This window comes from Pseudidiomarina terrestris, assembly GCF_030466375.1.
GTDB lineage: Bacteria > Pseudomonadota > Gammaproteobacteria > Enterobacterales > Alteromonadaceae > Pseudidiomarina > Pseudidiomarina terrestris.
In genome coordinates, this window is sequence record NZ_JAGGJE010000003.1 from 134,516 (window position 1) to 148,921 (window position 14,406).

Here is a 14,406-nt window from a genome sequence, read left to right on the forward strand (position 1 = left end):
TTTTATTTCGACCTCACCGCCTGCCACCAGGCCTCATCAGCGACAATCTGTCCCTGCTCATCAAGGTCTGGGTAGGGCAAATTCTTGCGTTTGCAGATCTTCGTAAAAATCGGATGACCGCCTTCAAAGAGAACCCGGTGCCGTTCACTGGCCGCCAGCCGGGGTTTATCATAGCACCCCGCCGCCTGACGCTGACGCTGGGCTTCGTACAAAATAATACCGGCGGCGACGGAGACATTTAACGACTCCGCCATGCCGACCATCGGCACTACAATATGATGATCGGCAAGAGCTAACGCGTCCTCCGAGACACCCTGCTTCTCCTGACCCAGCAAAATCGCGGTCGGACGCGTATAGTCGACCTCCCGAAAGTCAATCGCAGTCGCCGATAAGTGGGTCACCAGGACCTGCTTCCCCTCTTCTTTCAGCTGCGCGACGGCAGCCGCAGTGGACTGGTGGTGATGCACCTTGACCCATTGCTGTGACCCCATGGCGGTGCCACCTTTGACTTTGCCCCGGCGGTCGAACCAGACCGCATGGACTTCATGGATCCCGACCGCATCAGCCGTGCGGATCAATGCAGATAAGTTATGATTTTTATGGACACTCTCAAGGCAAAGCGTAAGATCAGCCTGACGGCGATCCAGCAAAGCATTGATCCGAGCAAAGCGTTCCGGCGACATAGAAATTCCGTCATTCGTTATTCGGTTTTTTAGGAGTATAACGGTATGCGCGAACTAACCCTAGTGTTTCAACATACTGATTTTTATGTCATGGATAAGCCTGCTGGCGCCCCCATGCATGCCAATGCGCAAGAACCCAGCGTCGTGCATCAGCTGGCCGAACAGTTGCAGGAACAGCTGTGGCCGGTGCACCGTCTCGACACGCCCACCTCCGGCGCCCTTTTGGTGGCGCGCAACGCTGCTGCCGCAGCTGAGTTAAGTCAGCTGTTTGCCGAGCGCGAAATCAGCAAGACCTACCTTGCCATTGCCGCCGGGCGGCCGAAGAAGAAACAAGGGTGGGTCGTAGGGGATATGGACAAAGCCCGCCGCGGCAGCTGGCGCCTGCTACATAGCACCACAAACCCGGCGCGAACCTACTTTAACAGTCAGTCGCTGCTGCCGGGCTATCGCTATTACACCCTGCATCCCAGCACCGGTAAAACCCATCAGTTGCGGGTCGCGCTCAAAAGTCTGGGTGTCCCTATTGTTGGTGATCAGCGCTACGGCGGTGAAGCCAACCCGCACCTGCACCTGCATGCCTGGCAACTGGCCTTTGCATTCCGGGGTGAAAAAATTATCGCCAAAGCCCCTTTGCCAAACTACGGCTTGTTCGCTGAACTTGCGACCAAAGACGCATTGGCAAACTAACTAAGTTCAAGGCATACTCAGGACACGTTACTTCTCCAAACCTGTAAGGTGTACTGTCATGTTAAAACCTACTGCTCTGGCGTTAGCCTGTGTTACCAGTTTACTGGCATGTCATGCCAGCTTCGCGCAAGAACCGATCCGCATTTCCGCAGATTTAGAATCACAGGTCATCGACTGGCGCCGTGATTTCCATCAGCACCCTGAACTCAGTAATCGCGAGTTCCGCACATCAAAAATCGTTGCCGAGCATTTACGTGCCCTCGGCATGGACGTGCAAACCGATATCGCCCATACCGGTGTGGTGGGTATTCTAAAAGGTGGTAAGCCTGGCCCGACAGTTGCGCTGCGCGCAGACATGGATGCCTTACCGGTCACCGAAAAGACCGATGTACCTTTTGCTTCAACCGTCACCACCGAGTATCGCGGTGAAGAAGTAGGTGTCATGCATGCCTGTGGTCACGACATGCATATCGCCATGTTGATGGGCGCTGCTGAAAAATTAGTTGCCATGCGCGACGAGATCCCTGGCACCGTGATGTTTATTTTCCAGCCAGCAGAAGAAGGCGCGCCCAAAGGTGAAGAAGGTGGTGCTGAGCTGATGCTCGAAGAAGGCCTGTTCGCCGACATCAAACCCGATGCTGTGTTTGGCATTCATGTAGGCTCCTCTGCTCCGACGGGCTACATTGCTTATCGCAGTGGCCCGCTGATGGCCTCGGCAGACCGTTTTGAGATTAATGTTAAAGGCGTACAAACCCACGGTTCGCGCCCATGGGGCGGAGTGGATCCTATTGTCGCTGCGGCGCAAATTATCAACAACACCCAAACTATCATCAGTCGCCAAACCAATATCACCAATGGCCCGGCAGTGGTGAGCTTTGGTATCGTCGATGGTGGCGTACGTAACAACATTATTCCTGACGAGGTTTACCTGGAAGGGACCATTCGTAATTTCGATATGGATAATCGGGCGCAGATTTTTGAAAACCTCAAAACCACCGCTGAGCATACCGCAATGAGCTCGGGCGCTGAGGCGCATGTGCACATTGATGAAGGCTACCCGGTCACCGTCAATGATCCTGGCCTCACTGAGAAGATGCTGCCCACCATGAAGCGTGTTGCCGGCGCGGATAAGGTTGTGGTCAGCCCGCTCATCACCGGCGCCGAGGATTTTTCCTTTTACGCGTTGGAAGTTCCGGGACTGTTTGTATTCCTTGGTGTGACGCCAGAAGGTCAGGATCCTGCTAAGGCACCGAGTAACCACTCACCTTATTTCTACGCCGATGAAGACGCGTTGAAGGTGGGCACGGAAATGTACGTGAACTGGGTGTTTGATTACGCTAAAAACTAAATCCCGGTCGTTCTGTACCCGCAGGAGGTAAGTGATGAGTGCGCAACAAGGAAGCCTGCATAGTGATGGCAAGTCTGTTCACTGGCGCCAGTTGCTCAAATCCGGGAGTCGTATTTTTATAGGCTCTCACGCAGCGGTTCCGCACGCACTCATCGCCGACCTCAGCGCACACAGCCAGCACCTGCACGATATCGAAATTGTGCAGGTCTATGCGTTAGGCGACAACGCCTGGGCCGAACCTGAATATACCCAGCAGTTTAAGGTGAATACGCTGTTTATTGGCGGTCCGCAGGTACGCCGCGCCGTTGCTGAAGGGCGTGCCGATTACACCCCCTGCTTTATGTCCGACATTCCCTCCCTGTTCCAGGACGGGATTCTGCCCCTTGATGCAGCGCTGATTATGGTCAGCCCGGCCGACGAATACGGTTACCACTCACTGGGAGTGTCTGTGGATATTGTTTCCGCGGCGCTGCGCTCTGCGAAAAAAGTGATCGCGCAGGTCAATCCGAAAATGCCGGTCACTTTTGGTCAGGCGTTTATCCATAAAGGTCAGATAGATGCGTTCTTTGACGCGGAAGCTGACCTGCCGGAAATCGAGGCGACAGAACTTGACGCCGTCACCGAGCGCATTGGTCAGTATGTGTCGCTGCTGGTGGAAGATGGCGCCACCATTCAAATCGGCTTTGGCAATATTTGCGATGCGGTTTTACGCTACCTTGGCAACCATAAAGATCTCGGTGTGCATAGCGAAATGATCACTGACGGCATTATGCAATTGATGCAAAGCGGCGTGATCAACAATCGCAAAAAAACCTACCATCAACATAAAACCGTGACCAGTTTCTGCGTCGGTAGCAAGGCCTTGTATGACTTTGTCGACGGCAATCCTCATATCGGTTTTTACCCAAGTGAGTACGTCAACTCGCCCGCTAATATTGCCCGCAACGATTGCATGATATCGATCAACAGCGCGATTGAGGTCGACCTAACCGGACAGGTGGTGTCGGATTCCATTGGTCATCAGTTCTACAGCGGCATCGGTGGTCATGTGGACTTCAGCCGCGGCGCCTCAATGAGTAAGGGTGGAAAACCCGTTATTGCACTGCCTTCGACCGCACAAGATGGCAGGATTTCACGCATTGTCCCTCATCTGACCGAAGGTGTCGGCGTCGCCACTTCCCGCGCGCATGTTTATTACGTGGTAACCGAGTTTGGGGTGGCGTCATTGCGTGGCAAGAGTATCCGCGAACGGGCACTGGAACTGATTCGGGTTGCCCATCCTAAATTCCGGCAGCAGTTGCTCGATGAAGTACGTAAGCACTACTACGTGCCTAACTATCAAACCATTAAATCCGTTGAGGTTCCTGAGCTTGGCAATGTCGGCTTTAAAGAGTTGTGCATCGACGGTCACTATTATGACTTGCGGCCGTTGAATCCAAGTGATGAACGCCGCCTGCAGGAGTTTTTCTACTCACACACCAAAGAAACTCTGCAAATGCGCTACAACACAGTACCGACGCAGATGAGTCGGGAAAAGTCCTGCACTCTGGTCAGTGTTGATCAGGCCACGGATCTGGCCCTTTGCATTGTCCGGCAAAAAGGTTCTGCTGCTGAAATACAGGCGGTCGGCCGTTATTATTATGTGCCAGCAGATAACAGCTGTGAAGTAGCCTTTGTGACGCGGGAAATTCATCAGGGTAAGGGAATGGCCAGTCGCTTGCTGGACGAGATGATAAGTATCGCCAAGGTGCGTCAGCTGGGGCACATGGTCGCCTACGTGCGCGCCGAAAATCACAAGATGTTAGCCGTGTTTGAGCGCGCAGGGTTTAAACGTTTAGCCAGCGAGGAGCCCGGTGAGGTGCACCTTAAACTATCATTAGCCGACGGGTCTTAGTATGTCGATCACCTTATTCAGTCATCCAGCCTGCATGCAGCACCAGGTCAGCGAAATCCACCCGGAAGAACCGGCACGCATGAGCGCTATCAATGACCAGATCATTCGCTCCGGGCTGGAGCTGGCCATCCGCCAGCGCGATGGCAAAGCAGCCAGCAAAGAACAACTTTATCATGCCCATGACGTCAATTATGTGCACGAAATTTTCAATAAAGCTCCGGACGAAGGACACGTCTGGCTCGATCCCGATACGCTGATGACGCCTGGCTCCCTGCAAGCGGCATTGTATGCTGCTGGTTGTGGTATTGATGCCGTCGATGAAGTCATGCACAGCGACAATCCACGCGCGTTTTGTGTGGTGCGTCCGCCGGGGCATCACGCCACCCATGATCAAGCGATGGGCTTCTGTATTTTTAATAATATCGCTGTCGCTGCGACCCACGCGATGGCCGCCTATGATCTGGAGCGTGTGGCGATCATCGACTTTGACGTACACCATGGCAACGGTACCGAAGATATTTTCAGTAATGACGAACGGGTCCTACTCTGCTCATCATTCCAGCATCCGTTCTACCCCGATACTGGCGCCGATACGATTAGCCCACACATTATCAATAGCCCGATGCCGGCCGGAACCAGTGGCGAACAATGGCGCGCCGAAGTCGAGCAGCGCTGGTTACCGGCACTTGATCATTTTTCGCCGCAGCTGATTCTGGTGTCCGCGGGATTTGATGGTCATGCGGAAGATGATATGGGGAACTTTAACCTGCGTGAAGACGATTATTTTTGGATTGCGAAACGATTGAAAGAGCTTGCCGAGCGACACTGCGAAGGGCGGGTCATTGGTATGCTGGAAGGCGGTTACGACCACAGCTCCCTGGGCAGGAGTGTGGTCGCATTTGTGAAAGGCCTGATTTAGTCGTCCTGCAACTGGCTGCGGATCAGCTTCTTATCGACTTTGCCCACGCTGGTGCGAGGAATTTCATCGACTACTTTGACGGTGTCAGGAATCGCCCATTTCTCAATGTGGCCCTCATCGACAAAGCGCTGCATATGCTGCACCACTGCATCACGGTCCACCTGCGCACCGGCACGAACAGTAATCACTGCATGCGGACGCTCGCCCCACTCATCGTCGGGTAAGCCAACCACCGCCGCTAACTCGACGTCAGGATGTTGGCTGATCAGGTTTTCAATATCCAGTGATGACACCCATTCACCACCTGTCTTAATCACGTCTTTAATGCGGTCTCTGATCTGCAGGGTGTAGCCACTATCGATACTGCCGACATCACCGGTATGCATCCAGCCATTCGCCCACAGCTCGTCACTCTTATCAGGTTCATGCAGGTAGCCCTGGGTCAGCCACGGCGTTCGCACCACCACCTCACCCATAGCTTCGCCGTCATGGGGTAAGAAGCGGCCTTTGCTGTCAATGATGCGCATATTCACTAGTGGCACAGGTTTGCCGGTTTTCACCCGCGTCTGCACCTGTTGCTCGAGGCTAAAGTCATCGGCATCGAGCGGCAGCCAGGTGGTACTCAACAACGGACAGGTTTCGGACATGCCATAGCCGGTATAAATTTCGATACCGCGATCCAACGCCGCTTTGGCCAGACCTTCAGTGAGCGCACTGCCACCAATCAATACCTGCCAACCACTAAAGTCGATTGCTTTCGCTTGCTCACTGCTTAGCACCATCTGCAAAATCGTCGGTACGCAATGCGAGAACGTAACCTTTTCGGTCATAAATAATTTCAGCAGGGTCGCCGGTTCGTAGCGACCCGGATACACCTGCTTAAGTCCCATCATGGTCGCGACAAAAGGTACACCCCAGGCATGCACATGGAACATTGGCGTGATCGGCATGTACACACTCGAGGCCTGCATCAGCTGCATGTTGTCGTTCATACTGGTGGTGGCGGCTAACGCCAGAGTGTGCAGCACCAGCTGCCGGTGTGAGAAAAACACCCCTTTTGGATTGCCGGTGGTGCCGGTGGTGTAAAAGGTGGTCGCAATCGCGTTTTCATCAAAGTCCGGAAAATCAAACTCCGTCATCGCGCCAGCAAGCATGCTTTCATAATCGCCAAGGGTTTCGAGCGGTGCAGCTGGAGGCTGATCGTCATCGCTCAACTGAATGTAACCTTTGACGGTGGTCAGGTCGTCTTTGACTTGTGCCAGCAACGGCAGGAAATCATCATGGGCAAGCACCAGATCATCTTCCGCATGATTCATGGTGTAGACCACTTGCTCAGGTGCCAGCCGCACATTCACTGTGTGCAGCACCGCACCAATCATGGGCACCGCAAAAAAGCACTCTAAATAACGCGGAGTATCCCAGTCCAAAACGGCGACCGTATCCCCTTCTTTCACACCTGCTTCGGTGAGGACATTCGCCAGACGATGAACCCGTTCGATGAATTCGGCATAGCTGTAACGTTTACCATTGTTACCGCCAACAATTTCGTTATCACCGGCGTAACGCTCAGCCGACAGTAACAGTTGCTTTATCAACAGCGGATAATTGTAAGCGTCATCCGCGGGTGGAATCAGTTTAACAGCCATGCTTGCTCCTTAAAGTTCACTCACTCGGGTCTACCATTTTCTGGTGACTTCGTAGATATCGGTTCTTCTATCTTTCAAGTTCGTTACTGAGCCTTCGTGATGTAGATACCGTAACTCATCCAAATTTAGATCAGAGAAGATAAGCTGTTCGGTGTTGGCCGTGGTCTCTGCCAAAATCGCATCGTGTGGGAAGGCGAAATCCGAGGGTGAGAATACAGCCGACTGTGCATATTGCACATCCAGACTCTCTACCTGAGGCAAGTTACCAACGCTACCACAGGTGACCACGTAACATTCGTTTTCGACGGCCCGTGCCTGTGCACAGTGGCGCACACGCAAAAATGCATTACGGGTGTCCGTCCAGAATGGCACGAACAGTATCTCCAGCCCTTCAGCTGCCATTAAACGCCCCAGCTCAGGAAATTCGACGTCGTAGCAGATTAAAATACCAATTTTACCGGCATCCGTATCGAACACCTGGACATGGTTACCGCCTTCAATCACCCAGTCGCGCTTCTCGTGCGGGGTGACATGAATTTTACGTTGCTCTTCGACGGTACCATCGCGACGACACAAATAGGACACATTGTAGATCACGTCGTCTTCATCAAGCGGCATCGAGCCGGTGATAATATTGACGTTATAGCTCACCGCCATTTGCGACATTTCGCGTTTAAAGCGCTCGGTATAACCGGCCAGAAAGCGAATCGCATCTTTTTGCTGACTTTGGTCGGTCAGGCCCATCAGCGGTGCATTGAAAAATTCCGGGAATACAGCAAAGTCACTTTGATAACTGGACATCGCATCGACAAAGTATTCCACTTGCTTCAGCATTTCTTCGACGGAATCTATTTCACGCATTTGCCACTGCACGGCACCGATGCGCACATTGCGGATCCGGCTGCCAAGGATATTGTCCGAGGGCTCGTACAAGAAATTGTTCCACTCCAGCAGTGTGGCAAAGCCGGCAGAGCGCTTGTCTTCCGGTAAATACTTACCCAGCAGGCGTTTTACGGTAAAGTCATTGGCCAGCTGGAAGGTAAGAATTGGATCGTAGATTTCACGTCGATGCACGCCTTCAATGTACTGCCCAGGCGTTAGCTCTTCAGCGTATTTATGAAAGTTAACAATGCGTCCACCGGCTAAAATAGCTTTCAGATTCAGCTGACGGCAGAGTTCTTTACGCGCATCATAAAGACGCCGGCCCAAGCGGAAACCACGATAATCGGGGTGGATAAGTACATCCAGACCGTAAAGCGCATCACCTTTACGATCATTCAGAATATTCTCGCGCGCATCCATCAAATCGTCATAGGTGTGCGGGTTACTGAAGCGCGCGTATTTGACGCGCACCGTTAAGGCCACGCCCACCAGCTCGCCGTTATCTTCTAACAGCAGTTGGCCTTCCGGAAATTCTTTCACTAACTTGAGGATCGTATGCTCCCCCCAAGCCCCACCAATGTCTGGATAAACCTTATCCATCAACGACTTCAATTGGGGGTAATCTTCTTTGCGCAAATTGCGTAATTGCAAATGCAGTTCATCAGGGCTCATAGACATCCTTTGGAATCCTTAGTACAACATACAACTAGTATGACGAAGTCGCAGTAATTGGCAACAACCAATGGACTTTAGCTATTGCACCTGAAGGTTAGGACATATAAACTTCTGGACGTCTAAAATTAATTTTAATAATAAAGGTTGGCTGTATTATGACGGAATCCGCCAGTGCGCGTGCGCTACTCCCACTCGGTCTCTTTCTTGCACTATTCCTCGGCGCAGGGATTTACTTTCAGGCAACTGGCGTGGATATGGCGTTCTACCAACTTGCCAGCCCAGTCGCCATCTTGCCGGCCATTATTCTTGGTGTTTTGCTAAGTAAGCAGGCCTTTGAAGAACGCATCAACACCTTCGTGGCCGGAGTCGGTGACCGCAATATTGTCACCATGTGTATGATTTATTTGCTGGCCGGCGCCTTCTCCACTGTTGCCGCGGCAACCGGTGGTGTGGATGCCATGGTGGCCTTGGGCCTGAATGTGATCCCAGCCAGCTTCCTGCTACCCGGCCTGTTTATCATTGCCGCTGTGGTTTCGACCGCCATGGGTACCTCAATGGGTACTCTGGGTGCGTTGGCGCCGGTCGCGCTGGGCTTAGGTCAGGCGGCAGGCATCGATCTCGCCTTATTAGCAGGGGTTTTGGTCAGTGGCGCCATGTTTGGTGACAACCTTTCCATTATTTCCGATACCACCATTGCCGCAACCCGAACGCAGGGCTGCAACATGAGTGATAAATTCAAGGCTAACCTTAAAATCTCAATACCGGCGGCTATTATCACCATTATCTGGCTGCTTACTTATGATACCGGTGCCACGCCACCACAGATTCCTGATGCCAACCTCTGGTTAAGTCTGCCCTACTTTTTCATTATTGTGCTAGCAGTGATGGGCTTGAATGTCTTTGCGGTACTAACGCTGGGGATTATTTTGGCCGCCGGCTTCGGGATGGTCACCGTTGACTATCAATGGGTCGCGTTCAGTCAGGATATTTATGAAGGCTTCACCAGCATGCAGGAGATCTTCTTGCTGAGCTTGCTGATCGGTGGTCTCTCCGCTTTGATTCGCCAGCAGGGTGGCTTGAAGTTTCTCGCCAATACAGTCGGTAATGTCACCAAGCGTTTGTTCCGTCATCAGCAACAGCGCGCAGCTTTTGGCGTGGCCGGACTGACCGGGCTGACGAACTTTGCGGTCGCCAATAACACGGTCACCATTCTGCTTTCCGGTGAGGTCAGTAAAAAACTCGCCGAGGAGGGTAATCTCGCGCCGCGACAAAGTGCCAGCTTATTAGATATTTTCGCCTGTGTCGTACAAGGCGCATTACCTTATGGAGCGCAGGCGCTCTTCATGGGCGCCAGCTTCGGCTTAACGCCCGTCGAGGTCAGTATTCATACCGGGTATTGTTTTATTCTGGGGGCAGTGGCCATTGCCATGATCATCTGGCGCAAGCCACTTGAAGGTCGGGAAAAACTGGAGCCGAGCGCGGCTTAATTCGTGCTCGGTAATTCCATCACACCATCAATCTCAATTTGCGCGCCCTTCGGCAAGGCTTTAACGCCGATAGCGGCGCGCGCAGGATAAGGCGTGCGGAAAAACTCAGCCATCACTTCATTAACGATGGCGAACTGACCCAGATCAATCAGATAAATCTGTACTTTGATCATATCCTGTAACTCACCACCCGCGGCTTCACACACCGCAGCAAGGTTCTTAAACACCTGTTTGGCCTGCGCACGGAAGTCTTCACTGACGAATTCCATGGTCTCCGGAACTAATGGGATTTGCCCGGATAAATAAACCGTGGTGCCAATTTTAACCGCCTGCGAATAGGTGCCAATAGCGGCAGGTGCATTTTCAGTACTAATAATGACTTTAGACATATTACTTCCTTAACCGCGCTACGCGCTGCACATCAGGCATTTTGCGAATATGGCGAATCACGTCCGCAAGTTGCTTTCTATCATGAACCGTCAATGCCACATCAATGTAGTAAATATTAGCATCGACTTCCTCTGTTTTGAGGCCGTGAATATTACAACCACTGGCCGCTATATTCGAGGTTAACTTCGCCAACGCACCTTGGTGATTGACGACTTCAACCCGCACCTCAGTAATAAATTCAGCATCCGGCTTGTTATCCCACTGCACCGGGAAGTAACGGCCGGGCTCATCTTCATGGCCACGTACGTTTTTACACTCGCGACGGTGAATCACCAGGCCTTTGCCCGGGCTCACATGAGCGATGATATCGTCACCGGGAATGGGTCGGCAGCACTTGGCAAAACTGACCAGTAGGCCATCAGCACCTTTAATCGAGAGACTGCGCTGATTACCCGCTGTGACCACTTGCTCATCTTTTGGCTGCTGCAGTTCACCAAGCAGGCGCTTGGCAATTGCTACTGACATCATATTGCCCAGACCAATTTCCCTTAACAGGGCTGACTTCGATTCGAGTTTGACCTCAGCACAGACCCGCTCAAATTCTGCTGCTTTAATGTCATCATAGCTCACTGACCCAAGTGCAGCACGCAACAGGCGTTCGCCCAGTTGCTCGGCTTCAAGTGACTCCTGTCCTTTCAAATACTGACGAATCTTCGCCCGCGCTTTTCCGGTGACAGCAAAATTAAGCCAGGCGATGTTAGGCCGCGAGCCAGGTGCCGTTTTAATTTCGACGGTCTGCCCGGTTTCCAGCGGTTTGCTTAACGAGTAAACCTTATGATTGACCCGCGCACCGATACAGGTGTTACCAATATCCGTATGCACGGCGTAAGCGAAGTCCACCGGTGTTGCCCCCTGAGGCAGCTCGATAATCCGCCCTTCCGGGGTAAACACATAAATCTCTTCGGGAAACAGCTCCGACTTCACGTTCTCAATAAATTCAAACGCGTTACCGGTACTTTGTTGCAGTTCCAGCAAACTTTGCATCCAGCGCCGGGCGCGCACTTGCGCGGTGGTGCCACTGCTTTCTTCAGTTTTGTACAACCAATGCGCGGCAACCCCGCGGTCCGCCATCAGATTCATTTCTTCGGTACGGATCTGGATCTCGACTGGGATACCATGCGGCCCTTTCAGCGAGGAGTGCAAGGACTGGTAGCCGTTCGATTTGGGAATTGCTATGTAGTCTTTAAACCGGGTTTCAATCGGCTTGTAGAGATTATGCAAAGCGCCAAGCACGCGGTAACAGGTATCGACTTCATCAACGATGACCCGAAACGCATAAATGTCCATCACTTGCTCAAACTGAAGCTCTTTGTGCAGCATCTTCTGGTAAATGCTGTACAGGTGCTTTTCGCGGCCCAAAACCCGGGCATGAATGCCATGGTCCGCAAGCCGTGTTTCAATTTCTTTTTGAACCCGCTCAACCAGCTCGCGGCGGTTGCCCCGCGCTTGCTTGACCTGGGACTCGAGGAGCTTGGCGCGCCATGGATACAGGGCGTAGAAGCCAAGTTGCTCGAGCTCGTTTTTAATATCATGGATACCCAAACGGTGGGCTAATGGGGCGTAGATCTCAAGGGTTTCCCGCGCGATGCGGCGGCGTTTATCCGGTCGGAGATGGCTAATGGTGCGCATATTGTGCGTACGGTCGGCCAGCTTGATCAGAATCACCCGGATATCGTGCACCATCGCCATGATCATTTTGCGATAGTTTTCAGTCTGTAACTCTTCTTTGGAATTGAAGGTCAGCTTATCGAGCTTAGACACACCCTCGACCAGTTCAGCAACTGTAGCACCGAACTGCTCGGCAAGATCTTCCTGGGTGAACTCGGTATCTTCAATGACATCATGCAGCAGCGCCGCCATGATAGTCTCATGGTCCAGACGCATGTCTGCCAGCAGGCCGGCAACGGCCACAGGGTGGGTAATATAAGGTTCGCCGCTACGACGTTTTTGCGTTTTGTGCGCTTCTGCGGCCAGCTTAAAAGACGCAGCAGCACGCTGTACCTGATCAGGCGGTAAGTACTCGGCTAATTGCTGCCGGAGCCCTTCAAATAGATACACCCGCGTTACTCAGAACTACGAATCGCTTCAAATTCAGCTTGTTCTGCTGACTCTTGCTGCATCATTTGTGAACGCTCTTCAACATCCAGACGGGCAGCATCGATCAAGCCTTCTTCGATTTCCCGCAACGCTATAACGGTTGCTTTTTCGCTGTTCTTCCACGGCACCAAGGCGTCTTTGCCTTGGATCGCCAGTTGACGAGCGCGACGCGATGCGACCAATACCAGGTCAAATCGGTTGCCAATACGATCAACAGCTTCTTCTACAGTTACGCGCGCCATAGTTTCTCCAACTCAATAAGTAGATTGCAAATGCAAAATGGGTCACGAATTATACGGATTTAGCCGTCATTCGCCAAGAGATCTTTAAGTTTAGTCGCATGCCGTGTTTGCTGCAACGCCATTCGGTGACGTCGCGCCAGCACGATATGTTCAAAATTAGCCAGAGTATCGGCAAAGTCGTCGTTGACCAGCAGATAGTCAAACTCATGATAATGCGACATTTCTGCCTGGGCTTTGGCCATCCTGCCACGGATCACTTCGTCGCTGTCTTGACCGCGGCTGCGCAGTCGCTGCTCGAGGGCATCCAGACTTGGCGGCACAATAAATATCGACTGGGCTTGCGGATACGCCTCCCGAACTTGTCGGGCGCCTTGCCAATCGATGTCCAAAAACACATCGATACCTTTTTTTAAAGTATCTTCTATGACCTGCCGCGAGGTGCCGTAGTAGTTATCGAAAACTTTTGCCCATTCATAGAACGCATTTGCTTCGATCTTGCGCTGAAACGTGGCAACATCAAGAAAGTGATAATGCTCACCGTCAATTTCTCCAGGGCGAGGTGCACGCGTAGTACACGAAACCGAGACCTGCATGCTGCCGTCATTATGGCGCTCAAGCAATGCACGAATTAAACTGGATTTACCAGCACCACTAGGTGCGGCAACAATAAATAAATTTCCGTCAGCAGCGGCTGATGTTGTGGTCATGATAGCGTGGTCACATTCTTCACTTGCGATTGACGGCAAAGCATAGCATGTTGCACCTTTAGGTGCGACATCTTAACAACGAGGAAAGTGTCCATGAGTACCAGTTGGATCATCATCATTATTGCCATTGCTTTGTTTGTGTACCTGATCAGTATCTACAACAAGTTAGTGCGCTTAAAGAATCAATTCGAAAATGCTTTTGCGCAAATTGAAGTGCAACTGAAACGTCGTTACGACCTGATTCCTAACCTGGTTGAGACCGCAAAAGCCTATCTTAGCCATGAACGGGAAACCCTGGAGGCTGTGACTCAGGCTCGCAATCAAGCCGCTGCAGCACTACCGAAAGCCGCACAGGACCCGCGTAATACCGCCGCAATGCAAGAATTGGGTGGCGCAGAGACTGCGCTCGGTAGCGCACTGGGCCGGCTTAACGTGGTCATGGAAGCCTACCCGGAGCTGAAAGCCAATGAGAACATGATGCAGGTTTCAGAGGAGCTCACCACCACTGAAAACCGCGTTGCTTTTGCCCGTCAGGCATTTAACGATGCGGTGATGAGCTATAACACCTATCGCCAGTCGTTCCCACCAGTGGTCTTTGCCAGTTTCTTCGGTCATGGCAAAGATGCGACCTTGTTGGAGTTTGCTGACAGCGCAGAGATTCAGGCTGCGCCGAAAGTTCAGTTTTAAAC

General features: G+C 52.2%; 13 protein-coding genes. 6 read left to right on the forward strand and 7 right to left on the reverse strand.

The features are described from left to right. Window positions 1–2: 2 nt before the first annotated feature. On the reverse strand, window positions 3–683 hold the full coding sequence (gene trmH / locus J6J28_RS09155) for a tRNA (guanosine(18)-2'-O)-methyltransferase TrmH (protein WP_301721249.1): 681 nt from the start codon (window positions 681–683) through the stop codon (window positions 3–5). A 45-nt stretch (window positions 684–728) separates the two neighbouring features. Here trmH and J6J28_RS09160 point away from each other — a divergent pair, with 45 nt between their 5' ends. Genes J6J28_RS09160 through J6J28_RS09175 form a run of 4 tightly spaced genes read left to right on the forward strand, consistent with a single transcriptional unit; the run spans window position 729 to window position 5,531 of the window. Further along, window positions 729–1,370 (forward strand): TIGR01621 family pseudouridine synthase, encoded by a 642-nt coding sequence (locus tag J6J28_RS09160; RefSeq protein WP_301721250.1) that lies wholly within the window; start codon window positions 729–731, stop codon window positions 1,368–1,370. 58 nt (window positions 1,371–1,428) lie between these two features. Next, entirely contained in the window at window positions 1,429–2,718 is a 1,290-nt protein-coding gene (locus tag J6J28_RS09165) for a M20 family metallopeptidase (RefSeq protein WP_301721252.1), read from the forward strand. A 34-nt stretch (window positions 2,719–2,752) separates the two neighbouring features. Then, on the forward strand, window positions 2,753–4,612 hold the full coding sequence (locus tag J6J28_RS09170) for a GNAT family N-acetyltransferase (RefSeq protein ID WP_301721254.1): 1,860 nt from the start codon (window positions 2,753–2,755) through the stop codon (window positions 4,610–4,612). A gap of 1 nt (window position 4,613) precedes the next feature. After that, entirely contained in the window at window positions 4,614–5,531 is a 918-nt protein-coding gene (locus tag J6J28_RS09175) for a histone deacetylase family protein (protein WP_301721255.1), read from the forward strand. On the opposite strand, the gene J6J28_RS09180 is transcribed toward J6J28_RS09175, so the two are convergent. Both J6J28_RS09180 and J6J28_RS09185 read right to left on the reverse strand, forming a co-directional pair. Continuing rightward, window positions 5,528–7,177 (reverse strand): fatty acid--CoA ligase, encoded by a 1,650-nt coding sequence (locus J6J28_RS09180; protein ID WP_301721256.1) that lies wholly within the window; start codon window positions 7,175–7,177, stop codon window positions 5,528–5,530. The genes J6J28_RS09175 and J6J28_RS09180 overlap by 4 nt on opposite strands. Before the next feature lie 30 nt (window positions 7,178–7,207). Then, window positions 7,208–8,731: a bifunctional GNAT family N-acetyltransferase/carbon-nitrogen hydrolase family protein gene (locus J6J28_RS09185; protein ID WP_301721257.1), complete on the reverse strand. Its 1,524-nt coding sequence runs from the start codon at window positions 8,729–8,731 to the stop codon at window positions 7,208–7,210. A gap of 158 nt (window positions 8,732–8,889) precedes the next feature. Here J6J28_RS09185 and J6J28_RS09190 point away from each other — a divergent pair, with 158 nt between their 5' ends. Then, window positions 8,890–10,221, forward strand: a complete 1,332-nt coding sequence (locus tag J6J28_RS09190; RefSeq protein WP_301721259.1) for a Na+/H+ antiporter NhaC family protein — start codon at window positions 8,890–8,892, stop codon at window positions 10,219–10,221. Here the strand turns inward: J6J28_RS09190 and J6J28_RS09195 are convergent. From J6J28_RS09195 to gmk, 4 genes are read right to left on the reverse strand one after another with little or no spacing between them, the layout of a single operon-like run. Then, window positions 10,218–10,610, reverse strand: a complete 393-nt coding sequence (locus J6J28_RS09195; protein ID WP_301721260.1) for a RidA family protein — start codon at window positions 10,608–10,610, stop codon at window positions 10,218–10,220. The genes J6J28_RS09190 and J6J28_RS09195 overlap by 4 nt on opposite strands. Window position 10,611: 1 nt before the next feature. Further along, window positions 10,612–12,729, reverse strand: coding sequence for a bifunctional GTP diphosphokinase/guanosine-3',5'-bis pyrophosphate 3'-pyrophosphohydrolase (gene spoT / locus J6J28_RS09200; RefSeq protein ID WP_301721261.1), 2,118 nt, complete (start codon window positions 12,727–12,729; stop codon window positions 10,612–10,614). Between the two features lie 5 nt (window positions 12,730–12,734). Beyond that, on the reverse strand, window positions 12,735–13,010 hold the full coding sequence (rpoZ, locus tag J6J28_RS09205; protein ID WP_301721262.1) for a DNA-directed RNA polymerase subunit omega: 276 nt from the start codon (window positions 13,008–13,010) through the stop codon (window positions 12,735–12,737). A 59-nt stretch (window positions 13,011–13,069) separates the two neighbouring features. Then, complete coding sequence (gene gmk / locus J6J28_RS09210) at window positions 13,070–13,717, reverse strand: guanylate kinase (protein WP_301721265.1); 648 nt, start codon at window positions 13,715–13,717, stop codon at window positions 13,070–13,072. A gap of 93 nt (window positions 13,718–13,810) precedes the next feature. On the opposite strand from gmk, the gene J6J28_RS09215 reads away from it, so the two are divergent. Next, window positions 13,811–14,404: a LemA family protein gene (locus J6J28_RS09215; protein ID WP_301721266.1), complete on the forward strand. Its 594-nt coding sequence runs from the start codon at window positions 13,811–13,813 to the stop codon at window positions 14,402–14,404. Window positions 14,405–14,406 lie beyond the last annotated feature (2 nt).